This window comes from Flavobacterium sp. GW821-FHT11G01 (assembly GCF_058808175.1).
In genome coordinates, this window is sequence record NZ_JBXARK010000001.1 from 29,147 (window position 1) to 53,129 (window position 23,983).

At 33.1% G+C, this 23,983-nt stretch carries 26 protein-coding genes; 7 read left to right on the plus strand and 19 right to left on the minus strand.

Annotated elements, in window-relative coordinates:
* Positions 1-133 precede the first annotated feature (133 nt).
* The 4 genes from AC1RRN_RS00110 to AC1RRN_RS00125 all read right to left on the minus strand — a co-directional run bounded on the left by AC1RRN_RS00110 (position 134) and on the right by AC1RRN_RS00125 (position 3,560).
* Complete coding sequence (locus AC1RRN_RS00110; protein ID WP_492965302.1) at positions 134-595, minus strand: DUF1456 family protein; 462 nt, start codon at positions 593-595, stop codon at positions 134-136.
* Between the two features lie 81 nt (positions 596-676).
* Positions 677-1,708 (minus strand): aminotransferase class I/II-fold pyridoxal phosphate-dependent enzyme, encoded by a 1,032-nt coding sequence (locus AC1RRN_RS00115; protein ID WP_492965304.1) that lies wholly within the window; start codon positions 1,706-1,708, stop codon positions 677-679.
* A 5-nt stretch (positions 1,709-1,713) separates the two neighbouring features.
* The gene (locus AC1RRN_RS00120) at positions 1,714-2,724 is read right to left on the minus strand and encodes a dipeptide epimerase (RefSeq protein ID WP_492965305.1); all 1,011 of its coding nucleotides are present in this window, start codon (positions 2,722-2,724) and stop codon (positions 1,714-1,716) included.
* Between the two features lie 32 nt (positions 2,725-2,756).
* Positions 2,757-3,560: an alpha/beta hydrolase gene (locus AC1RRN_RS00125; protein ID WP_492965306.1), complete on the minus strand. Its 804-nt coding sequence runs from the start codon at positions 3,558-3,560 to the stop codon at positions 2,757-2,759.
* A gap of 56 nt (positions 3,561-3,616) precedes the next feature.
* On the opposite strand from AC1RRN_RS00125, the gene AC1RRN_RS00130 reads away from it, so the two are divergent.
* Positions 3,617-4,018, plus strand: a complete 402-nt coding sequence (locus tag AC1RRN_RS00130; RefSeq protein ID WP_492965308.1) for an excinuclease ABC subunit B — start codon at positions 3,617-3,619, stop codon at positions 4,016-4,018.
* Here AC1RRN_RS00130 and uvrB read toward each other — a convergent pair.
* From uvrB to trmD, 15 genes are all read right to left on the minus strand, one after another.
* Positions 4,015-6,006: an excinuclease ABC subunit UvrB gene (uvrB, locus tag AC1RRN_RS00135; RefSeq protein ID WP_492965309.1), complete on the minus strand. Its 1,992-nt coding sequence runs from the start codon at positions 6,004-6,006 to the stop codon at positions 4,015-4,017. The two genes, AC1RRN_RS00130 and uvrB, sit on opposite strands and share 4 nt — an antisense overlap.
* A gap of 108 nt (positions 6,007-6,114) precedes the next feature.
* The gene (locus AC1RRN_RS00140) at positions 6,115-7,059 is read right to left on the minus strand and encodes an alpha/beta fold hydrolase (RefSeq protein ID WP_492965310.1); all 945 of its coding nucleotides are present in this window, start codon (positions 7,057-7,059) and stop codon (positions 6,115-6,117) included.
* Between the two features lie 74 nt (positions 7,060-7,133).
* Positions 7,134-7,373, minus strand: coding sequence for a uroporphyrinogen decarboxylase (locus tag AC1RRN_RS00145; RefSeq protein WP_492965312.1), 240 nt, complete (start codon positions 7,371-7,373; stop codon positions 7,134-7,136).
* Between the two features lie 81 nt (positions 7,374-7,454).
* Complete coding sequence (gene rlmF, locus AC1RRN_RS00150) at positions 7,455-8,405, minus strand: 23S rRNA (adenine(1618)-N(6))-methyltransferase RlmF (RefSeq protein WP_492965313.1); 951 nt, start codon at positions 8,403-8,405, stop codon at positions 7,455-7,457.
* Between the two features lie 109 nt (positions 8,406-8,514).
* Positions 8,515-9,135 (minus strand): hypothetical protein, encoded by a 621-nt coding sequence (locus AC1RRN_RS00155; RefSeq protein WP_492965314.1) that lies wholly within the window; start codon positions 9,133-9,135, stop codon positions 8,515-8,517.
* Positions 9,136-9,288: 153 nt separating this feature from the next.
* Positions 9,289-9,552 carry a hypothetical protein gene (locus tag AC1RRN_RS00160; protein WP_492965315.1) on the minus strand — a complete coding sequence of 88 codons (264 nt, stop codon included), beginning with the start codon at positions 9,550-9,552 and terminating at the stop codon, positions 9,289-9,291.
* 134 nt (positions 9,553-9,686) lie between these two features.
* Complete coding sequence (locus AC1RRN_RS00165; RefSeq protein ID WP_492965316.1) at positions 9,687-10,349, minus strand: thiamine diphosphokinase; 663 nt, start codon at positions 10,347-10,349, stop codon at positions 9,687-9,689.
* 88 nt (positions 10,350-10,437) lie between these two features.
* Entirely contained in the window at positions 10,438-10,884 is a 447-nt protein-coding gene (locus AC1RRN_RS00170; protein WP_492965318.1) for a DinB family protein, read from the minus strand.
* An 18-nt stretch (positions 10,885-10,902) separates the two neighbouring features.
* Complete coding sequence (locus AC1RRN_RS00175; RefSeq protein WP_492965319.1) at positions 10,903-11,481, minus strand: hypothetical protein; 579 nt, start codon at positions 11,479-11,481, stop codon at positions 10,903-10,905.
* Between the two features lie 26 nt (positions 11,482-11,507).
* On the minus strand, positions 11,508-11,990 hold the full coding sequence (locus AC1RRN_RS00180; protein ID WP_492965320.1) for a GyrI-like domain-containing protein: 483 nt from the start codon (positions 11,988-11,990) through the stop codon (positions 11,508-11,510).
* A gap of 11 nt (positions 11,991-12,001) precedes the next feature.
* Positions 12,002-12,823 (minus strand): DUF4249 domain-containing protein, encoded by an 822-nt coding sequence (locus AC1RRN_RS00185; RefSeq protein ID WP_492965321.1) that lies wholly within the window; start codon positions 12,821-12,823, stop codon positions 12,002-12,004.
* Positions 12,824-12,861: 38 nt separating this feature from the next.
* Positions 12,862-15,243: a TonB-dependent receptor gene (locus AC1RRN_RS00190; protein WP_492965322.1), complete on the minus strand. Its 2,382-nt coding sequence runs from the start codon at positions 15,241-15,243 to the stop codon at positions 12,862-12,864.
* A gap of 134 nt (positions 15,244-15,377) precedes the next feature.
* Entirely contained in the window at positions 15,378-17,600 is a 2,223-nt protein-coding gene (locus AC1RRN_RS00195) for an NADP-dependent isocitrate dehydrogenase (protein WP_492965323.1), read from the minus strand.
* 281 nt (positions 17,601-17,881) lie between these two features.
* Positions 17,882-18,232: a 50S ribosomal protein L19 gene (gene rplS / locus AC1RRN_RS00200; protein ID WP_007804248.1), complete on the minus strand. Its 351-nt coding sequence runs from the start codon at positions 18,230-18,232 to the stop codon at positions 17,882-17,884.
* 240 nt (positions 18,233-18,472) lie between these two features.
* Complete coding sequence (trmD, locus tag AC1RRN_RS00205) at positions 18,473-19,153, minus strand: tRNA (guanosine(37)-N1)-methyltransferase TrmD (protein ID WP_116752608.1); 681 nt, start codon at positions 19,151-19,153, stop codon at positions 18,473-18,475.
* Between the two features lie 274 nt (positions 19,154-19,427).
* Between trmD and AC1RRN_RS00210 the strand changes: the two genes are divergently transcribed.
* The 6 genes from AC1RRN_RS00210 (at position 19,428) to AC1RRN_RS00235 (ending at position 23,975) form a co-directional block, all read left to right on the plus strand.
* Positions 19,428-19,787, plus strand: a complete 360-nt coding sequence (locus tag AC1RRN_RS00210) for a hypothetical protein (RefSeq protein ID WP_492965324.1) — start codon at positions 19,428-19,430, stop codon at positions 19,785-19,787.
* Between the two features lie 151 nt (positions 19,788-19,938).
* Positions 19,939-20,484, plus strand: a complete 546-nt coding sequence (locus AC1RRN_RS00215; RefSeq protein ID WP_492965325.1) for an NADPH-dependent FMN reductase — start codon at positions 19,939-19,941, stop codon at positions 20,482-20,484.
* A gap of 51 nt (positions 20,485-20,535) precedes the next feature.
* The gene (locus AC1RRN_RS00220; protein ID WP_492965326.1) at positions 20,536-21,402 is read left to right on the plus strand and encodes a sugar phosphate isomerase/epimerase family protein; all 867 of its coding nucleotides are present in this window, start codon (positions 20,536-20,538) and stop codon (positions 21,400-21,402) included.
* Between the two features lie 9 nt (positions 21,403-21,411).
* Positions 21,412-22,317 (plus strand): archaemetzincin family Zn-dependent metalloprotease, encoded by a 906-nt coding sequence (locus AC1RRN_RS00225; RefSeq protein WP_492965327.1) that lies wholly within the window; start codon positions 21,412-21,414, stop codon positions 22,315-22,317.
* Positions 22,318-22,345: 28 nt separating this feature from the next.
* Positions 22,346-22,696 (plus strand): cupin domain-containing protein, encoded by a 351-nt coding sequence (locus tag AC1RRN_RS00230; protein WP_194657653.1) that lies wholly within the window; start codon positions 22,346-22,348, stop codon positions 22,694-22,696.
* Between the two features lie 142 nt (positions 22,697-22,838).
* Positions 22,839-23,975 (plus strand): MFS transporter, encoded by a 1,137-nt coding sequence (locus tag AC1RRN_RS00235; RefSeq protein ID WP_492965328.1) that lies wholly within the window; start codon positions 22,839-22,841, stop codon positions 23,973-23,975.
* Positions 23,976-23,983: the final 8 nt, after the last annotated feature.

Below are 23,983 nucleotides of genomic sequence, written 5' to 3' on the forward strand. Positions count from 1 at the left end.
GAGAACACTAAGATTTTATTCTATCTATATTATTATAAACACAAAGTTCACAAAGCTTTATCCATATAGCTTTGTGAACTTTGTGTTTATAAGATAATGCTAATATAAAATCTTAGCGTTCTCTGTGGTTTAATTACGATTTTTTATTCTTACCGTTTTTGTAAACAACCTTTTCTACAACCTGAATTTTTGGTGTAGCAGGTTTTTTCTTGAAAGGTTTTTTAGCTGCCGGACCAGTTTTAGAAGGCGCTTTATCACCTCTTGCTCTTTCAGCATCTTTCGGTGCAGCTTTAAATTCAGGTCTTTCTTTTGTGCTGTCTTTTTTCGGAATTTCAGCTTTATGTTTTGCTAAAACATCGTTTGGGTTTTTAGGATTTTCTTTTGTTCCTCTTAAATGAATTACCAATCCATTCAGGAAGTTGCGCAAAACCTGATCACCGCATTCCATGTAATTTTCATGATCTTCGGCTCTAAAAAAAGCTCCTAATTCTGATTTTGAAATTCTAAAATCTACTAATTCTAAAATCTCAACTATTTGATCATCACGGAGCATCAAAGCCACGCGCAGTTTTTTTAGGATATCGTTGTTCGTCATCGTTTAATTTTTTACAAAGGTACGTTTTAAAAGCAATTAGAGTAGCAGAATTGGTTCAAAGTTTTTTGTCACTATTTCTAATTATTTTGAATTATATTCATTTAAAATGGTTGTTAATTTATCCAAATCTTCTTTTGTATGATTGGCTGTAACTACAATTCTATTTAAATTATCTGCGTTTTCTTTATACTTAAAACTCGCAATAATGATTTTATTTTTCTTTAATACTTCAATGCTATTTTTATCTTTTAAATAGATTAAAGGATAGTTTTTATCAAATTTGATAGAATCGTTCTTAATCAGTTTTTGGTCTATATAATTAAGATTTTCAACTAATTTTTGATGTTGTTTCGGATAGATTTCAGAAGCATCAGCTAAAGTCTGAACAAACGCGGGATTCATTCCGGCTGCAGAACCAAAAATTTCTGATTGCTGAATTTGACGGATAAAGGATGAGTCACTCGCGATCACGCCCCCCGTTAAACCCAAAGCTTTTCCTAACGAAGAAACCATAATTTTTCTTTTTATGGGAAGATTAATTTGAGAATAAATTCCACAACCATTGCTGCCTAAAATTCCAAGAGAATGTGATTCATCAATAAGGAGCGTAATTTCTTTGTATTTCGGAATTTCATTCAAAATGGACAAGTCAACTGCTTTTGTTTCAAAAGAACGGACGCCATCAGTCAGAATCGTAATTTTCTCCTCCCGATTATCTAATAATCTTGGATTGATCTGATCATTTATAAAAAAAGGCAAACTATTATCTGTTTGAATAGCAGTATGAATATCACCAAAATGGAAAAAGCAATCTGTTTGTTTTTTCAATTCATCAATTACCAGTTTTCCCGCTAGCATTCCGGAAGAAACTGTAACTACGGCCTCTGCTTTAATATAATTTGCTAAAAAAGTTTCGCCGTTTTCATAAGCTGTAACTTTTATATTTGCATTCCTGGAACTTCCGTATGTTGTTCCCCATTTCAGAATATTTTTCACGACCAATTCCTGAAAAACCTTATTTGTTGGTAAACCCAAATAAGCAGTTCCGCCAAAGTACAAATACTGTTCTTGGTCGATTTCGATAATTCGATCTGGAAATTGATTGACATTCATATTGATTAAAGTAAAGTAACGCCGGTTCCGTTAAGTTCAGAATAGGAGACAACGCCGTTTTTTATGGTAACTCCGGTTGCAATATCTTCGGCCAAAAGCAATGCGCCGTCCATATCTACATAATCCAATTGAGGTAATAAATGCGCAATTGCTGAAATTCCCACAGTCGATTCGGTCATACAACCCACCATTGTTTTCAATCCCAATTTTTTAGCTTCCTCAATCATGCGTTTTCCAGGTGTTAAACCACCGCATTTTACCAATTTTACATTTACACCATGAAAGTGGTTAAAACATTTTGCAACATCTTCTTCAATAATACAGCTTTCATCAGCAATTATAGGTAAAACAGAATGTTTGAAAACTTCTTTGTGTGCTTCCCAATTGTCCGCTTTCATGGGTTGTTCCAAAAATTCTACGCCTAATTTTTTTAATTCAACAGCATTATTAATGGTTTCTTCAACGTCCCAGCCGCAATTGGCATCGATTCTAAAAATAGCATCCGTGTGTTTGCGAAGTTCTTTTACAATAGCGATATCTTCTTTGGTTCCTAGTTTTATTTTATAAATGGGCCACGGCAATTCCTGCATTTTTGAAACCATTTTTTCTATGGAAGCAATACCAATAGTGTAATCAGTTAGCGGATTTCTCTCGGTTGTATAATTCCATAATTCGTATAATTTTTTGCCTTTCTTGCGTGCGTATAAATCATTGTATGCCAAATCTAAAGCGCATAAAGCGAACATATCGTGTTTTAAAAACGGATAAATTTTTGCCCAAAAAATGTCAGGAGTTTCATTTTCAGAAGCTTCAATAGTGCTTCTGAATTTTTCTAAATCCTGTATCATCATCGGAACAGTTGTTTTGTAATATGGGTTTGAAGTTGCTTCCCCAAAACCTGAAAATCCCTCACTTTGTAATTCTACAATAAGTGAAGGCTGAAAATCGATTGATTCTCTTGATATGGTAAAAGTGTGTTTTAGTTTGAGATTATATTCTCTTAAAATTAATTTCATGATTTTATTATAATTGTATTTTTTATTTTATTCTAATAACCGAGCCAAAGTATTGCATCTACAAAACTGTCGCGCCAAAGTTTTTCATTATGTTCGCCACCTTTTACAATTTTATCTTTAGTGAGATGAAGACAATAACAACGATTGCGGTCTAAAAGGGTTTCCATTTTTTTCATTTCTGCTACCATATCGTCACTTTCTTTGTCTCCACACAAAAAGTAAATCTTTGTTTTGTTTTTAGGAGTTTGTTCTGTTAAGGTATAAATGTCTTTTGAAAACCAAAAAGATGGTGAAAAAACACCAGCTTTTCCAAAAACTTCAGGATATTTCAGAATCGCATAATACGAAACCAAGCCACCAAGCGAGCTTCCCATTATGATTGTGTTTTTTACTTTTATTTTTGTTCTGTAATTTTTATCAATATAAGGTTTTAGTGTTTTTACAATGAAGTCAAGATAATTATCTGCATTTCCTCCGCCGTACTTTTCATTTTTATAAGGTGTTAATTCATCAATACGTTTGTCATTTCCGTGTTCGATACCAACAACGATTACTGGCGCTTTTAAGCTGTCCAGTTTTTCATCGACATTCCATTCGCCTACAAAAGAGGTTTTTGCATCAAATAAATTTTGTGCATCGTGCATATAAATGACGCTGTATTTTTTATTGGCTGAAGCCGAATAACCTTCAGGTAAATAAATCCAGATTTTTTTAGTGGTTTTGAGTTGAGGCGCTTCAATCGTAAAAGTTGATACATTTTTTGAAGCCGTACTTTGCTGTGCATTTCCGATAGTGATCATCCACAGAGAAATAAAAAACAAGAATCCTCGAATCATCAGTTATGTTGCGTTTTAGATTTAAATATAATAATTTAGCTAAAAATAATAAATTGATGAATACCGAGGTCGAAAAGAGAAGTTTACTTTTAGAAATGATTGCTTTTTCTACTGTTGACGGGCAATTGCATAAAAGAGAATATGATTTTTTGTGGCTTGTAGCCCAGGAATTAAATATTGATTTTGATGTTTTTAATGATTTATTTCATCAGGAAAATACAAAACAGATTATAAAATCGGAATTTCAACGCATTCAGCAATTTTACAGATTGGCTTTGATTATGCATTGCGATGGAATTTTGCATCAAAAAGAAGCAACAGCTATACAGCAAATTGCTATTGAAATGGGATTGAATCCTGGTGCAGTAAAACGAGTTTTAGATTTGATGAAGAAAGCACCTAATGCTATGATTGACCCTAAACTTTTATTGAAAGTTTTTCAGGAACAACACAATTAAGATAATTGCTCCTGTAATTTTTTAATATCATCACGCAATTTGGCAGCTTGTAAAAAGTCTAATTCTTTAGCTGCTTTTTCCATTGATTTTCGTTTCTCACGAATCATTTTTTCCAATTCAGCTTTTGATAAATAGGCTGTCTCCGGCTCTGCAGCGATTGATAAAGTGTGTCCTAATTCGTATTCTACCAACGGATTTTTCGTAAACGCACTATCTATTTTTTTGTTTAAAGCTTGTGGCGTAATATTATTTTCGACGTTAAAGTTGATCTGCTTGGTTCTGCGATAATTGGTTTCATCAATAGTTTTTTGCATACTACCTGTCATTTTATCGGCATATAGAATTGCTTTTCCGTTCAGGTTCCTTGCAGCACGACCAATAGTTTGAGTTAACGATTTATGATTTCGTAAAAAACCTTCTTTATCAGCATCTAAAATAGCTACAAGTGAAACTTCTGGTAAATCCAAACCTTCACGAAGTAAGTTAACTCCAATTAAAACATCAAATATACCTTTTCGTAAATCCTGCATGATTTCGATACGTTCTAAAGTATCAACTTCAGAGTGAATGTAGCGGCAACGGATATTGACTTTAGTCAAATATTTGGCTAATTCTTCTGCCATTCTTTTGGTTAAAGTTGTAACTAAAACTCTCTCGTCTAACTCACAACGAACCTGAATTTCTTCAATTAAATCATCGATCTGATTTAAACTCGGTCTTACTTCGATAACGGGATCTAATAAACCTGTCGGACGAATGATTTGTTCTACGTAAATTCCATCTGATTTTTGCAATTCATAATCTGCCGGAGTTGCAGATACATAAATAACCTGATTTTGCAAGGCCTCGAATTCTTCAAATTTCAAAGGTCGATTGTCCATTGCAGCCGGTAATCGGAAACCGTATTCCACCAGATTTTCTTTACGACTTCGATCGCCGCCATACATAGCGTGAACTTGTGAAACTGTTACGTGGCTTTCGTCGACAACCATTAAAAAATCGTTAGGAAAATAATCTAACAAACAGAAAGGTCTTGTTCCGGCTTGTCGTCCGTCCAGATAACGCGAATAATTTTCAATTCCGGAGCAATAACCCAATTCCCGAATCATTTCTAAATCGAAATTAGTACGTTCTTCTAAACGTTTTGCTTCGAGATGTTTTCCTATTTCTTTAAAATAATCAACTTGTTTAACTAAATCCTGTTGAATTTCCCAAATAGCGCCCTGCAATACTTCAGGAGAAGTTACAAACATATTAGCAGGATAAATGGTCAATCTTTTGAATTTTTCAATGACTTGCGAAGTCTTGGCATCAAAAGATTCTATTTCTTCAATTTCATCTCCAAAAAAGTGAATTCTAAAAGCATCATCGGCATAACTTGGATAAACTTCAACTGTGTCGCCTTTAATTCTGAAGGTTCCCGGATTAAAATCGGCCTCCGTTCTGGCGTATAAACTTTGTACTAAACTATGAAGCAATTTAGTTCTTGAAATAACCTGATCTCTGGAAATCTCGATTACATTTTTCTTGAATTCTACTGGATTTCCAATACCATACAGACAAGAAACCGAAGCGACAACCAAAATGTCGCGTCGTCCGGAAAGTAGGGAAGAAGTGGTGCTCAAACGCATTTTTTCAAGCTCTTCATTGATAGATAAATCTTTTTCGATGAAAACGCCTGTCACAGGCATAAAAGCTTCCGGCTGATAATAATCGTAGTAAGAAACGAAATATTCAACTGCATTATTCGGAAAAAACTGTTTGAATTCAGAATATAATTGCGCGGCCAATGTTTTATTATGTGCCAAAACTAAAGTTGGTCTTTGTACTTCCTCAATAACATTAGCCACTGTAAATGTTTTTCCAGATCCGGTAACTCCTAATAAAGTTTGATATTTTTCGCCATCTCGAACACCTTGTGCTAGTTTTTCAATCGCTTGTGGTTGATCGCCTTTCGGACTATATTCTGAGGATACCTGGAAATTCATTTTTGACTGATGAAAAGTTTAGTTTTGTAAAGATACAAAGTTTGGATTCTATTTAAAAGATAAAATGGTTCATTACGAATTGCAAGATTTTTTATTACTAAATACTGATTAATCTAAAAAATTAACCATTGCATCGTTCACAATTTTAGATTGATCAATGCTTAAAAAATGACCCGCATCCGTTATTTTTTGAGTTTTACTTTTGATTAAATATTTCTGAGCCCGTTCTAAACTTTCGTCAGAATTGATAACGTCGTGATCTCCAATTAATACTAAAACCGGATTTGTAATTGATTTTAATTCATCATCAGAAAAAGGCGTCATTTTCAGCATGCTTGAATTTGATTTTGCATATTTGTTGGCCAAATAAAATTGTCTTTTATAAATGGGACTAATTTTTTCTGAATGTGTAGAAAATGTGATTAGCGTTTTGCTGAATTTTTTTTCACTTGGGAAAAGTTTCAACATTAGTGCATTACTTGTTTTTCCGACTTTATCAATAAATTTAAAGGTTTGCGCCGGACTTAATAAAACAATTTTATCTACAGAATTTGTTTTTTGTACAGCAAGTAATGTTGCAATCCAGCCTCCTCGCGAAGCCCCGACAATATCAAATTTCTTCAATTTATAATGTTGGAAGATTTCATTGTACCAAATCACAATTTCCTCAGATGAAAGCGGTTTTGCTGTCAAAGTTGATTTATTGGGTTCCATCAAAAAATCGATGGCGTAAATGCGATGATTTTTGGCTAAAGCTTTAATGTTTGGATACCACATTGTAGAACTGGCGTCCATTCCATGAAGTAATATTAATGCTTTTCCATTTTTTGGGCCAGCCATAATAACGTGCGCAGTTCCTAAACTGGTTTGAACATTTTCTTCGGTATAAGGAACATCCCAAAGTTTTAAAGCTTTATCATAAGAAGTTAGATAAGCTTGTTTTTCACTTTTTGTTTTAAAAACGTAATCGTCAAATTTTGCTTTTTTAGAAGAAGCGCAACTTGCGAGTAAAATAAATAGTGCAATTCTGAAGCATATTTTTGGTGTAGTCATAAAATTCAATTTACCTTAAAGGTACTGTGAATAATACAGATAAAGTATTAGAATTTTATTTTAAAGTATCAGAATTACAATCTCCTCGGGTCTTTTACAGTCAAATGATAAATCTGTACGACAGCCAAAATAGCATTTGGAATAATAACCGGTAAAAGCCATTGACTTACATCTCTATAATCTTTCAAAAAGATGCCATAGATAACAAAACAAATGCATCCGAATAAATTAATAAAACGAATGGTTCTGAGGTCTTTAAGTAAAAAACCTCCCACAATAAAAACAGACGCGAGGTAACCAATATAATCTGCCATGTTTCTGATATTAAATGATTTAGAATCAAATCTACCAAAAGCAAATTATATAATCAAGTTTTGATGTTGGAAATCAATGTTTTAGATTTTCCAGGATTTTTGTTGTGCTTCACTCAAAAAAGTCCATGCCACAATTCGGCTTGTTTTTTGGCCCTGAGCCATATCAATCGTTTTGATTGAAGCTGCGTTTACTTTATTTAGTGTTTTATAAATGCTCGAAAGATTTTCTCTTTTAGAAACCAAAGTGGTAAACCATTGACATTGCATAGCATATTTGGCACTTTCATAAATCATTTGTGTTATGAAACCAATTTCACCGCCATCACACCATAATTCAGCATTATGACCTCCGAAATTTAAAACCGGATTTATTTTTTTCTTTTCCTTTGGATTTAAATTCGAAACTTTACGAACCGTACTTTGATTCGCATCTTCAGCCGAAGCATGAAAAGGCGGATTACACATAGTGAAAGTAAAACGATCTTCGGGCGTAATGATATTTTTGAAAATAAAGCGAGATTCGGTTTGTTGTTGTAAACTGATTGCGTCAATCAATCTCGGGTTTTCTTCAATGATTTTTGCGCAGTTTTCAATTGCTTTAAGGTCAATATCAGTTCCAACAAAACTCCAATCGTAAATGGCATTTCCTAATATCGGATAAATACAATTCGCACCCGTTCCGATATCTAAACCTAAAACAGATGAACCAGTCGGAATAATTCCGTTATTGGTTTCTGCCAATAAATCGGCCAGATAATGAATATAATCAGTTCTTCCCGGAATTGGAGGACATAGATAATTTTTAGGAATATCCCAATTTTGAATATTGTAATAGGTTTGTAATAAGGATTTATTAAGCGCTTTTACAGCTTCAGGAATACTGAAATCAATAGTTTCAATTCCGTAAAGGTTTATTGCAACATGCTTTTTGAGTTCAGGACAATTCGTAGTAAGAAGTTCGAAATCATAACGGGAACGATGAAGATTTCGAGGATGTAAATTGGTTTTTTCCGAATTGTCTGTTGCTTTCATTTTGTGAATTTGAGTGCAAAGATAGTCATAACTTTTTTAGAAAAGATTTTATAAGATTTTCTATAGGGTTTATTGCTCCCGTTGTAGTAGCTGTTAGGCGTTCGGTTTTTTAGTACAGTTCGTTTTCAAATGGTTCAACATCTTGAATTTTTGGCAAAGGCCTTATAAGTATTTTCTTTTTTGTAATAATTGGTTTTTTTTCATCTTCACCATAACTTTCTTCTTGTTCAATTCTTATTCCCGTTGAAAGATTAAAGTCGGTGGTGTACATTGTTCCTTGTCCATCTGATGATACACATGAGAAACCAATTAATTCAAAGTTTCCATTTTGAAATCTGAATTTATGTTCAAAGTGTCCTCTTAATAAACCAAAATTCACACTAACCACTCCTTTATTAATTGTAATATCCATAAAACCATCTCCTGTTCGGTATCCATCTCTTCCGTCAGGGTATTGTGGCGCAATTATTTTAGTTGAAGTAGCGATTAATTTAAATTCACCGTTTGGTTGAGCAAAAAATATCTGAAGTTTATATGGAGAATTTTGATTAATAGTATCTTGGGTAACTATTACTTTATCTTCTAAATTGTCTTTGTTTAAATCTCCGAGTACTTTTGTAACCAAGAAAGTGAAAGTTTCTTTTTTATTCTTAGTTTGTGAAAATGTATCTACACAAATCAATACTAATATTAATAAAATTAGTTTTTTCATTTTGTTTAAAGGTTTCATTTTTTAGTATTCTGAGTGAAACTAATGCCTAACGGTCTGGTACTACAGTGGGTTTGGTACTAAATTAAGACCATTCTTCGGATTTGCCAAACCGTCCTAAATACAAAACCATTTTTCCATTAAGCCAATTGCCCAAATCCGTTGTAGTATCTGTTAGCGGCTGTTTTTATCTTCGTAAACTGTGCCATCATCAACAATTGTTATTGGAATATTATTTTCTGCACACCATATTTTACACTCATCTAAATAAGTTGCCCATTTTTGTTTAGCCCATTCAGGTGCAGAAGCTTGCCAAGCATATTGAGTTGGGAAATAGACATTATATTCTCCCATTGTAAATTCAAAGACTAAAGAACCTTCTTCGCTTGTTGCTACCAACTCTTCTTTCCAACGAGAATTAAATTTAATGATTGCCATTTTAAAATTATATTTTCAGTTTTTCTGTTGAATTTTTTTCACCGTAAATTTTCTGGTAAACTAGGATTAGTAATATTCTCACACTGCATTGGGTTGGTACTAAATTAAACCCATTATTCTGATTTGTAAACAATTTAATCAATACACTCCATCAACAATAAATCGCCATTTTGATGTGTAATCGTTACAAGTCCGTCCTGCGCGACAGCATTACTGCTACCTGTTCTGTAGCCCATAGTCAGTGTATCGTTTTGAAGTGGATACTCTAAATTGGCAGAATAAATTCCGTTTACAACGCCAATCGGAATCAAAGAAATAGGTGTTTTGGCTGTGTACCATTTCTCAAATTTGGTAGGCAATAAAAATATTTTGGAGTGATCGTCGAGAATTACAATTTTAAGCAAATTACGATAACGAACAATATTAGTAAGGTTAGTAATGGTATGATCTGCACGTCTTCCGGTAGCCCAAACAACATTTACGGCTGGAATTTTTCTGTCGATTAAATAATCGAAAGCTTTTTCGAGATCGGTTTTGTTTTGATCGGGTGTGTGCACAATTTCGATCGGATATTGTGACGTTTTATAGATTTCAGGATCGAAACCACGATCAAAATCTCCTAAAAGAACATCGACCTTTATGCCTAATTCAATCACTCTTTCGATGGCAGAATCCAAAACAATAACAAGCGGAGACCATTCAAGCAATTGTCCTAAAAGTTCAGGATTGCAGGCGGCTCCATTGGCAATAATTAAAGCGGGTTCCTGATCGTCGCGAACTATATGGTGTGATGACATATTGAATTGGTTTTTTGAATGTGGCGCAAAGGTACAGTTAGTATTTTAGATTTCGGATTTTAGATTTTAGATTTTTTTACTGTGAATTTTAGAAATCTAATAAGCGTCTGTGATAATTGATTTGTCCCAAATGATAAGCCAAATGTGTCGAAAGATGTACCAGAAAGAATTCGGTTGTCATTTCTTTTTCAAAAACAATTTGTGGATAAATTGTCTGTAAATCAGTTTCTGATAAAGAATCCAAAGTAGTATTGACTACTAAAATTGTTTCATTAATCTTGGTGATTATTTCAGATCTCGGAACATCTTTCAGCGAAAATTCTAAAGGACGATTTCGAATATAACCTGTTTTTCCCAGTTCTGTTCCAATAAAATTATTGATGTTTCCGATAAGATGCAAGCAAAGATTTCCGGCCGAATTTGAAATGTTCTTATCAATTGCCCAAATTTGACTTTCGTTTTGATACGATTCAATTTCGACTTTTAGTTTGTTTAGATCGCGGTTAAAAAGCGGTTTTAGAGTTTCGGTTAGCATGAGATTTTTTGGTTTATTTTATCTTGAAAAAAGAAATAATATAAGCATTGTTAATAGTGTACCAGTAAAAGAAGCTAAGAAAACAAATGTATTGTCTCTGGTCTGTTTGGTAATTAATTTTATTGTTTGATAGCAAATGAAATATACTCCTATTATTGGATAAAAAACAAATTTACCTATTAAAAATGTGAATAAACTGTAGAAAATTAGACTAATTATAATACCTATTATCATTCCAACTAAACTACCAAATATTGTTTTTCGGTCAATTTTCCTGTTTTTTAAGAATGCTTGGTGTTGATCAAATTTTAGAGTTACCAAATTATCTAACTCATTTGGCTCTAATATTTCTGATTTTATGAGACCTTTTATAAAATCTAAATCATTAAAATCTTTACAAAGATTGTAAACTTCTTGAGATATTCTATTTATCTCTTCTTTGTTAGATTTGTTAAATTCTATGTTAGTTAAAAAATTATCAATTCCACCTCTTTTATCAATCTCTAAAAGAATTTCACTGCTTGCTTTTCCAGAATAATCCAACATTGTACTATAAGCTTCGATTAAATCTTCATTAGAGTAATTTTTATAATTCATAAATTGATAATAGTTTTTTTAATTATTTAAGGTCTATGTTTTATCGGAATCCAAATTTCTTCTTCAGATTCAGGATCATCTTTTTTATATCTTTCATCCATTACAGCAAAATGTGGCCTGTCATCTACTGTATATTCAGATTTTGGCAGCCACTCTGTAAAAATAGAATGATAGGTGTGATAAGCTTCAGTGGCAGGGCCTGTATGAAGAAAAACGGCGTATAAACCAGTTGGAATTAGTAATATTTCCATTTCTGACGGAATATTTTCAAAATCTGAAACTTCAACTGCTGCCCATTTTTGAAAAATAGTATTTGCATCAAAATTGTCAAAATATCCGGCAGGAAAAACTTCGAGCGAATACAAATTGGAATTCGTTGGATTTTTGATTTCCTTTCGCCTTGGCATAAAATTATTCCATAATTGAAATGTTTTGTTTTCAATAAACGACATTTCAAGATGTTTGCCAATCAATTTTTTTTCGGTTAAGGTTTCAATTCTGGCTTCCATTTTTATTAGGTTTATTTGATGGTATATTTTTTTAAATCGGTTTCACAAAGTGAGAAATAGCCTAAAGGGTAATTATTCTTGTCGGTTGTATTGATAATATTTCCTTTTACAGTTGCAGGAGGAGATTGAAAAGGCCCGCCAACATTGCTGCCTGCAATACTTACCAAAATACTCATATAATTATAATATTGTTTTGAAATTCCGTAATGTGTTATTTCAATTTCATTCCCAACTTCTAATTCGTCATCATCTGAAAGACTGAAAAATTCATTACCGTTAAAAAATTTATCCTCATCTGCATAATAGCTTGATTTGATTTTATTAGAGTATACATGTCGGTACAAATAAAAATTATCTACAGCCGCGGGATCATTATAAAAGGCTTTAATTTCAATATCTTTTCCAGTAAAACCACCTTCATTATTTTGTTCGATTCTGGTAATGGGTGCCACTGATTTTAAAATTTCATTTGCAGTGTAGGTATTTCCTTTGTTAATAACCGTCAGCGTATATTGTTCCTCGATAACAGGTTTAAAATTAGTACATACATATCGACCTGTTTTTGGAACTTCTATAAAATTAAATCGTTCATTATTACTGTTTTTTATATAAACAGTTGCACCGGAAACGGTTGGAATTACGTTTTCAAAATAACCAGTTGTGGTAGTTAATTTTACGGTCTGTTGCTTGCCTGTTGTACCTTTTTGCCAGTTTATTGCCGCTTCGATTACTAGTTTTGGTGGTGCGGTATCTAAATCAACATCAACAACTTCTTCACAGCTTGTCAAGAAAAACGATATAAAAAACACAATTAGTAAAGTTACTTTTTTCATACTATATTTTTTTAATTTCTGATGACAGAAAGTAATTTTTAAAATTTAAAATTATAACTCACGGCAGGTACAATTCCGAAAATCGATGTTTTTACTGCCTCGTTTTCACCTGTATCTACATTTTGGCGGAAATTAATTGAAGCTGCATTTTTGCGATTATATAAATTGTAAATGCTGAAAACCCATTCACCTTTCCAGTTTCGGTCTTTGTTTTTTCTTGGAGTCAAAGTTGCTGAAACATCCAGATGATGATATGCTGGTAAACGATTTTCGTTTCGTAAGCCATAACTCGGAACCGTAATTCCTAAATATTCATATTGTCCGTTCGGATAAGTAACTGGTTGTCCGGACTGTAATGCAAAGTTAGCACCAAAAGACCATTTTTCGTTCAAATTATAGGCAGATGTTACAGCTAAATTATGCGTTTTATCATACGCAGAACTATACCATTGACCATTATTGATTCCTGGTTCTTCCGGAGTTCTTCCTGGTGTTTGTTGTTCTGATCTGGATAACGTATAAGAAATCCAGCCATTAAATCGGCCTTCATTTTTTTTGACCATTACTTCTAAACCATAAGTGCGCATTTGACCATTTAAAATTACTTGCTCAATGGCATTATTTGCAATCAAATCGGCACCATCAATATAATCCAGTCGATTTTGAATTTCTTTGTAATAAGTTTCAACTTCCAGAGAGTAAGCACCGTTTTTGATATTTCTGAAATAACCTAGTGCAACCTGATCAGCAATTTGTGGTTTGATATAAGTATCACTCGGCATCCAGACATCTAGTGGTGTTGGTGATGAAGTGTTCGAAATCAACTGAAGATATTGTGCCATTCTGTTATAACTCAATTTAATAGCCTGATCATCGTTTAATTGATAAGAAGCTGAAAAACGGGGTTCAAGATTGTTATAACTTTTTATAAGCTTATTTTTTCCGTAATATTCAGTCCCGATTGGAGTTCCTTTTTCGTAAATCTGCAAGTCAGAGTTGAAAACAACCGGATTATTGTTTTCGTATAAATTAACTGTTGATTCTCCTAAACGATAAAACAAACTGTAGCGCAATCCATAGGCAATTGTAATTTTTTTCGAAAGCTGATTTTCAGCATCAACGTAAAAAGAGGGTTCAAAAGCATATTTTTTGTCAAGTTGATCCGGATTAATTCCAGACTCGGAATCACTTGGTTTAATAGTTCCCGGATTAAACTCGTAATAGATTCCGTTTAGTCCATAATTCAGTTTGAATTTATCCGAAATATAATGTTTGAAATCATATTTTATATTATAATTCCTAATACCTGAATCCCATTTGAATCCCACAAAATCCAAATCAAGACCATAATAATAGTCGCTGTAAATTAAAGAAAGGTTTGAAAATAGCTTTTCAGAATACAAATGATTCCAACGAAGATTTAAGGTTGAATTTCCGTAAGTATTGGTAAAGCTTTTGTTTAAACTGAAAACATCACGCCCAAAATATCCTGATAAATATAAATTGTTGTTATCGTTTAGTTTATAACTTAATTTGGTGTTTAAATCATAAAAGTAAGCCGAATTATTTTTTTGATCTTCTGATAGTTTGAGGAATAAATGAGCGTAAGAAGCTCTTCCTCCAATCAAAAATGAACCCCGATCTTTTACAATCGGACCTTCAGCAAGAATTCGGCTTGAAATTAAACCGATTCCTCCATTTACATGGAAATCTTTGCTGCTGCCGTCTTTTTGATAAATATCCAAAACAGAAGAAGCTCTTCCGCCATATCGCGCCGGAATTCCCCCTTTGTATAATTTTAAATCTTTAATAGCATCCGGATTAAAAACCGAAAAGAAACCAAATACATGAGAAGAATTGAATATGGTTGCTTCGTCTAATAAAATTAAATTCTGATCAGCACCACCGCCCCGAACGTTGAATCCGGAAGCGCCTTCGCCTGCATTAGTAACACCCGGAAGTAGTAAAATTGATTTTAAAACATCAACTTCGCCCAAAACTACCGGCATTTTTTTAATTGTGGCAATGGAGAGTTTGTTGGCGCTCATTTCTGGCGACTTGATATTTATTTTGCCTTTATTGTCTTTAATGATCACTTCCTGAAGTTCTTCACCACCTTCATTCAGTCCGAAATTCATTTTGGTGTTCTGATTTAAGTTAACAGTTTTCTGAACCGTTTGAAATCCAATATATGTAATTTCTATTTGATGTTCACCTGCAGGTGCAGTAAGTGAGTAAAAGCCATACTCGTTAGTAGTGGTTCCTATTTTTAAAGAAGGTATATAAATATTGACACCAATTAAGGTTTCGTTATTTTTAAAGTCAGTGATAGTTCCGCTTAAAGTAAATTTTTCCTGAGAAAATGAAGAAAAAGTCGTAAAAATTAGAATAAGAAAAATGCTTATTTTTTTTGTAATCATCTTCGTAATTTTGATTTACATAGTTATGAATTCTTACTAAATATTAGTACGTAACGATTGTTAAACATTAGTTAAGATAAAAAAAAAGACAACCCTAAAGTTGTCTTTTAAATATAATTATAACAATATGTTACTTATTTTATTTTAGCAATAATTGCATTGAATGTTTCACTAGGACGCATTGCTTTGCTTACTAATGCAGGAGTTGGCTGGTAATAACCACCAAGTGTTTGTGGTTTTCCCTGTGCACCAATTAATTCAGCATCGATTTTAGCTTCGTTAGCTTCAAATTCTGCAGCAATAGGAGTGAAGATAGCTTTCAATTCTGCATCTTTATTTTGAGCAGCTAAAGCCTGAGCCCAATAAAATGCAAGATAGAAATGAGATCCACGGTTGTCAATTTGTCCTACTTTACGAGCTGGAGATTTATCATTTGCTAAGAATTTATCATTCGCTTCGTCTAAAGTTTCAGCTAAAACAATTGCTTTAGAATTATCTAAAGTTTGTCCTAAATGCTCTAATGAAGCACCAAGAGCTAAAAACTCTCCTAATGAATCCCAACGTAAGTATCCTTCTTCTGTAAATTGCTCAACGTGTTTTGGAGCAGAACCTCCAGCGCCTGTTTCGAACAATCCACCACCATTCATTAACGGAACGATAGACAACATTTTAGCTGAAGTTCCTAATTCTAAAATTGGGAATAAGTCAGTTAAATAATCACGTAAAACGTTTCCGGTTACAGAGATAGTGTCTAAACCTTTGATGATTCTGTCTAAAGTAAATTCAGTTGCAGCAATAGGGTTTAAGATACGGATATCTAAGTTTACTGTATTGTGGTCTTTTAAATATTTTTGAACTTTTGCAATCAATTCTCTGTCATGCGCTCTGTTTTCGTCTAACCAGAAAACAGCAGGAGTATCAGATAAACGAGCTCTGTTTACAGCCAATTTAACCCAGTCCTGAATAGGCGCATCTTTCGCCTGACACATTCTGAAAATGTCATTCGTTTCAACGTTTTGTTCCATTAAAACGGTTCCTTTATTGTCTACAACACGAACAACTCCGTCTGCTTTCATTTGGAAAGTTTTGTCGTGAGATCCGTATTCTTCTGCTTTTTGAGCCATTAATCCAACGTTAGGAACACTTCCCATTGTTTTAGGATCAAAAGCACCATGTTTTTTACAGAAATCGATAGTTGCAGTATAAAGTCCAGCGTAAGAGCGGTCTGGAATGATAGCGATTGTATCTTGTTGTTTTCCTTCTTTATTATACATCTGTCCAGAAGTACGGATCATTGCTGGCATAGAAGCATCAACAATTACATCAGAAGGAACGTGTAAGTTTGTAATTCCTTTATCAGAATTAACCATTGCCAAAGCCGGGCCGTTTTCGATTGCTTTAGTAATATCAGCTTCAACTTCAGCTTGTTCAGGTCTTCCTGCAATTTTTGCGTAGATGTCACCTAAACCATTTCTTGTATCAATGTTTAATTCATTGAATAAAGTTTCGTATTTTTTGAAAAGATCAGCAAAATAAACTTCAACGATAGCGCCAAAGATAATAGGGTCTGAAACTTTCATCATTGTTGCTTTTAAGTGAACAGAAAGCAATAAACCTTCTTTTTTAGCGTCAGCAATTGCTTGAGCAGCAAAAGATTTTAATTTGTTCACGCTTAAAACCGAACTGTCGATAATTTCTCCTGCTTTTAAAGGAGTACTTGCTTTAAGAACAGTAGTTGTACCATCTTTAGCAACGAATTCAATTTTTACATCATTAGCTTCTGCAACCGTAAGTGATTGTTCACTTCCGTAGAAATCACCATTTGGCATTGAAGCTACCTTAGTTTTTGAATCAGCAGACCATGCACCCATAGAGTGTGGATTTGCTTTTGCAAAGTTTTTAACGGCTCTTGGAGCTCTACGGTCAGAGTTTCCTTCACGTAAAACAGGATTTACAGCAGAACCTAAAACTTTAGAATATTTTGCTTTAATTTCCTTTTCAGCATCATTTTGAGGCTCTTCAGGGAAATTAGGAATTTTGTAACCATGAGACTGTAATTCTGCAATAGCCGCTTTTAATTGTGGTACTGATGCAGAAACGTTTGGTAATTTGATAATGTTAGCTTCTGGTTGTGTTGCTAATTGACCAAGTTCAGCAAGAGCGTCCCCGGTTTTTTGATCATCTGTTAAGACTTCAGGAAAATTAGATAAAATTCTACCTGCTAACGAAATGTCTCTGGTTTCAATAGCAATCCCAGCCGTAGCAGTAAATGCCTGAACAATTGGTAACAAAGAATAAGTCGCTAATAGAGGCGCCTCATCAGTTAAGGTGTAAAAAATTTTTGAATTCTGTGTCATTTTTTTTTTTTTTTTATAATCGTATCGCCAAAGGATGGCGATGGAAAAGGTATAGTCGGCTCAAAATGAGCGGAGCAAATATAATAAAATCAGTCCGAAAACGGTGTAGTTTTAGAGAGAAATACAGGATTTATCAGATTGTTATTTTGGAATGTTTAAATTGTCAAATCGATGATTTTGATATTAAAATTTTACGGTTTTGATATTTTGAAAATTAAGCACAAAAAAAAACTCGTTTCAAATAACATGAAACGAGTTTTTTATAACAAAGAGATAAATGATTATCTTCTTTTATCTTTAATCTTAGCTTTTTTACCAGTAAGTTCTCTGAAGTAGAAAATTCTAGCTCTACGTACAGCACCTTTCTTGTTGATTTCAATTTTTTGCAAAGCTGGCAAGTTTACCGGGAAGATACGCTCAACTCCAATAGCACCTGACATTTTACGAATAGTAAAAGTTTCTGTGTTACCAGAACCTCTTCTTTGAATAACAACTCCTTTAAAAAACTGAGTTCTTGTTTTTTCACCCTCTTTAATTTCGTAGAAAACTGTGATAGTATCTCCAGCTCCAAAAACAGGGAAATCTTTTTTAGCAACTAATTCGGTTTGAACGAATTTCATTAAATCTGCCATGATATCTTATAATTATGGTTTTTATAATAGAGCAACATTCACGGATCTCGCCAGAGGTTAGTCTAATTCGGGTGCAAATGTAGAAAATAATTATGAATTATAAATTGTAATTGTAAATTATTTTAAGTTGTTGATAAAATGATAGTTATCGTTTGTTTTGTTTCAAGTTTCTGGTTTCAAGTTGTTGTTATCTAGGGTTTTAACCTCAAACAAAAATAACCTGAAACCTGAAACTGAATTTTAGTGTTCTTCAAGCAAATCTGGTCGTCTGTTCTTAGTGTGTTCATACGCCATATCCTCGCGCCATTTGTCGATTTTGGCAAAATGTCCACTGGTTAAAACTTCAGGAACTTTCCATCCTTTATAGTCAGCTGGTCTTGTATAAATTGGTCCTGAAAGTAAATTATCCTGAAAACTATCTGTCAAAGCCGAAGTTTCATCACTTAAAACACCTGGAATTAATCGGATTAAAGCATCTGACAAAACCAACGCGCCTAATTCTCCGCCGGATAAAACATAATCTCCAATTGAAATTTCTTTGGTAATAAAATGATCGCGTACACGTTGGTCTACACCTTTATAATGGCCACATAATATGATAATGTTTTCATACATCGACATGGTGTTGGCCATTTTTTGATTCAACGTTTCGCCATCAGGCGACATATATATGATTTCATCGTATTCACGTTGGCTTTTTAAATGTGTGATACAATCATCGATAGGCTGAACAGTCATAACCATTCCGGCGCCGCCACCAAAGGGATAATCATCTACACTTTTTTGTTTATTGGTAGTATAATCACGCAAATTATGAAAATGTACTTCAACCAAACCTTTATCAATGGCTCGTTTCATAATCGAAGCCTCAAACGGACTCTTTAATAGTTCAGGTAAAATTGTAATAATATCAATTCGCATTTTTTTTCTTCAAAAGTTCTAGGCTGCAAAGATACAAAGTAAATAATTGAGAATTTTAAAAAACAAAAATCAAATATTTAAGTCATTATTTAGAAGAAAGGATACATTATAAAGTATTTTTTGTTTCGGTTAATTTGTTTAATTTCAGTTTGATAGGTAATAATTATATAACATTAGAATGATTTTATGTAAATCAAAATTTTCTAACTTTAAGTAATATTACTTATTATAATTATTCACTCAAATTTTACCAAAACATAAAAACATTAACCTTATGAAAAATTATGCTTTATTGCTAGCTATAATATTTTTATCTGCTTGCTCAAGTTCACAAAACACAGGAGATAAATGGGTCGGAAAAACGAAACAAAATCTGATTAAAACCTGGGGTACACCTATAAGAGTATTTAATAATAGCAAAGACGGAGAGATACTTGTTTATGCGGATCAAATTTATGAAGAATCAAATAGAAATGATTCAAGAGAAGCAGGTTCAAGTTATTGGAAGTACACCTATATGTATATAGACCAAAATGGAAAAGTATCTTCTTTTAGAAATGAAAAGCAAAACTATCCTCCACAAGCGCTCGATTCTGATAAATTGGCAACAATGAATTTATTGACTTCGAAATAATTTGTTTCGATAGGAACTACAGCTGATATTTCAAAATTAGAATTACCTTATTTATACTGTTTTGTCCATTGAAAACAGATTAATTACCAAGACTTTACTTATTTCAATAACTTTGAAGCTATACAAGTAAGAAATAAGGAATAAATCAATAATGTCAAATTCAAAAATAAAAATCCTCGCTATAACTGGCAGCACAAGAAAAAACTCCAGTAATTATAAGATTCTTCAATTTATCTCAGAAAATATTAAAACCAGATTTGAAGTTGAAATATTTGAAACTTTAGATGAATTACCGCATTTCAATCCCGATTTAGATACAGAAAACCCGCCAGAAAAGATTCTTTCTTTCAGAAATAAAATTAGTAAGGCTGATGGAATTATAATCTGTACACCTGAATACGTTTTTAGTTTACCGGGAAGTTTAAAAAATGCTTTGGAATGGTGTGTTTCTACTACTATTTTTTCAAAAAAGAAAGTTGGATTGATTACCGCCTCGGCTTCCGGAGAAATGGGGCACGAACAATTAATTTTGATAATGAAAACTTTAGAAGCACAATTTGAAGATCAAAATCTACTATTGATACAAGGTGTTCGTGGGAAAATTAACGAGGACGGAAAAATTATAAATGACGATACATTTGTTGCTCTACATCAGTTTATCGATAATTTCGAGAATCAATTTTTAAATGAAATGTAAAGAATTTCAATAAAAAGAGTAGATTTACTTTCGGAATTTTTTAAGATAGAAATGGTTACAAGAAGAAACTTCATTATAAATACAAGCTTGGCTGCAGCAGCAGTTTTAGCTTCGCCCTCATTTGCATTTGCCATGAAAAAAAACGAAATAGGTTTGCAGTTATACACTTTGCGAGACGAACTTCCAAAAGATGTAAAATCGACTTTAGAGAAAGTTGCAAAAGCGGGATATACAACCGTCGAAACGTACGGCTTTTCTATAAAAGAACAATTTTGGGGATTGACTCCAATTGAGCTTAAAAAAATCTTAGATGCAAATAATTTAAAGGCGGTTAGCGGACATTATAATTTAGGAAGCTTTTTATATGATGGAAAGTTAGAAGAAGTTAAAGCTGCCATTGAAGCTGCCAAAATTTTAAAAAACGAATATTTGACTATTCCCTGGGTTGATGAACCTTTTCGCAATGATTTTCATATAATTGCCGCTCGTTTAAACGAAGCAGGAAGAATGTGTGCGGATGCTGGTTTAAAACTAGCTTATCATAATCATGATTTTGAGTTTAAAAAACAAGATGGTGATGTTACAGGTTATGAGATTCTATTGAAAGAAACAGATAAAAATTTAGTTTCTTTTGAATTGGATTTATACTGGGTAGTTCGCTCAGGAAATGATCCGCTTAAATTATTTAAGGAAAATCCGGGACGTTTTAAAATGTGGCATGTTAAAGATATGGACAAAGTAAATCCTGCTCTGAATGCTGAAATTGGTTCTGGTTCTATTGATTTTAAACCCTTTTTTGCAGCAGCAAAACAATCCGGAATGGTTCATTTTTTTGTTGAACAGGAAAATAATTACGTTCCCAATTCTTTTGAAGCCATTAAAACAAGCTGTGATTTTATTGTAAAAAAATTAATCTAATACTCATTTATGAAGAAACTTCTTTTGCTGTTTTTGGTGATTCTTTGTTCATGTCAATCAGATAAAAAAGAAAATTCAAGTCCCAAACCCCAATCAAATCCAGAAGAAAATTTACCGCCCCAACCTTATTTCACAGACATTAAAAGTAACGATGTTAAGCTTAGGGAGCCTGTTTTTGGTGAATGGTTGTATTCTCATAAAGAAAAAGGACAGAGTTATAAATACTTCATGAAAAAACCTCATGTTGTTCCATCCAAAGAAGAGAATATTATCTATTTAAAACCTATCGGAAAATTTAATTCGGTGCAATTGAGGCAAATTGAGTTAGTTCGTCAGTATTTGCAGATTTTTTTTCAATTAGAAACTAAGGTTTTAGAAAATGTTTCAAACGATATTATTCCTGATTATGCCAGACGAATTGGCGATGTAGGACAAGAACAATTTTTAGCAGGTTATATTTTAGAAAATGTTTTGAAAGAAGAAAAACCCAGTAAAGGAATTGCTTTAATGGCAATAACAGAAAAAGATTTATATCCCAAACCCGAATGGAATTATGTTTTTGGACTGGCTTCTTACAGAGATAAAATTGCAGTAAGTTCTATTCATAGAATGCAGGAAGAAGCTGATTTTAATTTATGTTTAGAGCGTTTGTTGAAAATATGTTCTCATGAAATCGGACATATGTTTGGTCTGCGTCATTGTATTAATGCCAATTGTGTGATGAATGGTACCAACAGCATGCCGGAAACAGATACGCATTCCGTAAGATTATGTTCTCTCTGCCAAAGAAAGTTAAATTCAGGATTTAAGTACGATAATAAAAAACGTTTAACAGAATTAAAAAAATATTTTAAGGAAAACAATTTAGCTGCAGGAATAGAGTTAATGGAGAAAGACCTTAAAAGCATTCAATAAATAAAAAAGTTAATTAAATATAGTGAGTATGCAAAGTTTCGGAACAAGCAAAGAATTTATAAAAGGGGATGATATAGAATGGGAAGTTGTTGGCGAAGGAATCAAACGTAAAATCCTCGCCTATGATGATCGCGTGATGTTGGTCAATGTTCATTTTGAAAAAGGAGGAATTGGTACTTTGCATGAACATTATCATACTCAGGTGACCTATGTTTCAAGTGGTAAATTTGATGTTACGATTTCCGGAGTAACACAAACATTAAAAGAAGGGGATAGTTTTTATATTCCGCCTCACGCTATTCACGGAGTTGTTTGTTTAGAAGAAGGAATGCTAACAGATGTATTTAGCCCGATTCGTGAAGATTTTATGAAAAAATAAAAGCTTAAAAATCAATATAATTTCCAAAATACCAGTCTGATTTGTTTGTAACATTGAAAAATTTATAGATTTTTTAAAGTTTTGATAAAGATTAGATTGGTATTTTTGCATTATGAATTTATCCAAAACGAATGTCTTATTTATGGCAGCTTGCACTGGACTTATAGTTGCAAATCTGTATTACTGCCAACCTTTAATTGTTTTAATTGCCAACGAATTTAAAATTCCTGAAGCCAACGCGGGAACAATAACGTATCTGACTCAGGCTGGATATGCGATTGGTTTGTTTTTTATGGTTCCGCTTGGTGATAAACTCGAACGTAAAAAGCAAATTTTAATAACCACTTTTGCTTCTGTAATTGCTTTGATTATTGCAGCAACAGCAAAAAGCTTTTTTATTTTACAAATTGCTTCTTTACTGATCGGAATTACCTCGATTGTACCGCAGCTTATTTTGCCTTTGGCGGCTTCGTTAAGTTCTGTAGAACAGCGAGGAAAAGTCATCGGAACCATTATGAGCGGTTTATTAGTTGGGATTTTACTTTCCAGAACTTTAAGCGGTTTCATTGGTCAGGTTTTAGGATGGAGATCGATGTTTTATATCGCTGCCGGAATTTGTCTCTTGATCTTTTTTGTGATTCAGAATAAATTTCCAGTAAATAAACCTCAGTTTCAGGGAACTTATGGACAATTAATTCAATCTCTTTTTACACTTATAAAAACACAACCCATTTTACGCGAAGCAACAATAATCAATGTGTTTAGTTTTGCTCAATTTGGTGCTTTTTGGGTTACTATGGTTTTGTTACTTTCAGGAGAACCTTTTCATTATAGTAGCGCTACAATTGGTTTGTTTGGGATTGTAGGTGCTTCCGGAGCTTTAGCAGCGCCATTGGTTGGTAAATTAGGAGATAAAGGCGGTTCGAGAGTTGCAGTGGGTTATGGCTGTTTATTGATATTAATTAGCTTTATAATTTTCTATTTTTCAATAGAAAGTGTGATCGGAATTGCAATTGGAATTGTTTTTATTGACGTAGGAATTCAGGGAGTTCACATTTCAAATCAAACCAGAGTATATTCATTGTTGCCAGAAGCCCGAAACAGACTAAATACAGTTTTTATGTCGTTTAGTTTTTTAGGAACAGCTGCAGGATCTGCTTACGGATTATTATTGTGGAAACTAGGTGGGTGGCATGCGGTAGCTATCGGATGTGTTGGTCTTTCAATATTGGCATTAACAGTTTACGGACTCACATATAAATCAAAATCTAAAAAATAGAAAGACAA

Excerpts from the sequence above, each read along its gene's own strand:
- AC1RRN_RS00110 (WP_492965302.1), bottom strand. The coding sequence starts at position 595 with ATGACGAACAACGATATCCTAAAAAAACTGCGCGTGGCTTTGATGCTC.
- AC1RRN_RS00115 (WP_492965304.1), bottom strand. The coding sequence starts at position 1,708 with ATGAATGTCAATCAATTTCCAGATCGAATTATCGAAATCGACCAAGAA.
- AC1RRN_RS00120 (WP_492965305.1), bottom strand. The coding sequence starts at position 2,724 with ATGAAATTAATTTTAAGAGAATATAATCTCAAACTAAAACACACTTTT.
- AC1RRN_RS00125 (WP_492965306.1), bottom strand. The coding sequence starts at position 3,560 with ATGATTCGAGGATTCTTGTTTTTTATTTCTCTGTGGATGATCACTATC.
- AC1RRN_RS00130 (WP_492965308.1), top strand. The coding sequence starts at position 3,617 with ATGAATACCGAGGTCGAAAAGAGAAGTTTACTTTTAGAAATGATTGCT.
- uvrB (WP_492965309.1), bottom strand. The coding sequence starts at position 6,006 with ATGAATTTCCAGGTATCCTCAGAATATAGTCCGAAAGGCGATCAACCA.
- AC1RRN_RS00140 (WP_492965310.1), bottom strand. The coding sequence starts at position 7,059 with ATGACTACACCAAAAATATGCTTCAGAATTGCACTATTTATTTTACTC.
- AC1RRN_RS00145 (WP_492965312.1), bottom strand. The coding sequence starts at position 7,373 with ATGGCAGATTATATTGGTTACCTCGCGTCTGTTTTTATTGTGGGAGGT.
- rlmF (WP_492965313.1), bottom strand. The coding sequence starts at position 8,405 with ATGAAAGCAACAGACAATTCGGAAAAAACCAATTTACATCCTCGAAAT.
- AC1RRN_RS00155 (WP_492965314.1), bottom strand. The coding sequence starts at position 9,135 with ATGAAACCTTTAAACAAAATGAAAAAACTAATTTTATTAATATTAGTA.
- AC1RRN_RS00160 (WP_492965315.1), bottom strand. The coding sequence starts at position 9,552 with ATGGCAATCATTAAATTTAATTCTCGTTGGAAAGAAGAGTTGGTAGCA.
- AC1RRN_RS00165 (WP_492965316.1), bottom strand. The coding sequence starts at position 10,349 with ATGTCATCACACCATATAGTTCGCGACGATCAGGAACCCGCTTTAATT.
- AC1RRN_RS00170 (WP_492965318.1), bottom strand. The coding sequence starts at position 10,884 with ATGCTAACCGAAACTCTAAAACCGCTTTTTAACCGCGATCTAAACAAA.
- AC1RRN_RS00175 (WP_492965319.1), bottom strand. The coding sequence starts at position 11,481 with ATGAATTATAAAAATTACTCTAATGAAGATTTAATCGAAGCTTATAGT.
- AC1RRN_RS00180 (WP_492965320.1), bottom strand. The coding sequence starts at position 11,990 with ATGGAAGCCAGAATTGAAACCTTAACCGAAAAAAAATTGATTGGCAAA.
- AC1RRN_RS00185 (WP_492965321.1), bottom strand. The coding sequence starts at position 12,823 with ATGAAAAAAGTAACTTTACTAATTGTGTTTTTTATATCGTTTTTCTTG.
- AC1RRN_RS00190 (WP_492965322.1), bottom strand. The coding sequence starts at position 15,243 with ATGATTACAAAAAAAATAAGCATTTTTCTTATTCTAATTTTTACGACT.
- AC1RRN_RS00195 (WP_492965323.1), bottom strand. The coding sequence starts at position 17,600 with ATGACACAGAATTCAAAAATTTTTTACACCTTAACTGATGAGGCGCCT.
- rplS (WP_007804248.1), bottom strand. The coding sequence starts at position 18,232 with ATGGCAGATTTAATGAAATTCGTTCAAACCGAATTAGTTGCTAAAAAA.
- trmD (WP_116752608.1), bottom strand. The coding sequence starts at position 19,153 with ATGCGAATTGATATTATTACAATTTTACCTGAACTATTAAAGAGTCCG.
- AC1RRN_RS00210 (WP_492965324.1), top strand. The coding sequence starts at position 19,428 with ATGAAAAATTATGCTTTATTGCTAGCTATAATATTTTTATCTGCTTGC.
- AC1RRN_RS00215 (WP_492965325.1), top strand. The coding sequence starts at position 19,939 with ATGTCAAATTCAAAAATAAAAATCCTCGCTATAACTGGCAGCACAAGA.
- AC1RRN_RS00220 (WP_492965326.1), top strand. The coding sequence starts at position 20,536 with ATGGTTACAAGAAGAAACTTCATTATAAATACAAGCTTGGCTGCAGCA.
- AC1RRN_RS00225 (WP_492965327.1), top strand. The coding sequence starts at position 21,412 with ATGAAGAAACTTCTTTTGCTGTTTTTGGTGATTCTTTGTTCATGTCAA.
- AC1RRN_RS00230 (WP_194657653.1), top strand. The coding sequence starts at position 22,346 with ATGCAAAGTTTCGGAACAAGCAAAGAATTTATAAAAGGGGATGATATA.
- AC1RRN_RS00235 (WP_492965328.1), top strand. The coding sequence starts at position 22,839 with ATGGCAGCTTGCACTGGACTTATAGTTGCAAATCTGTATTACTGCCAA.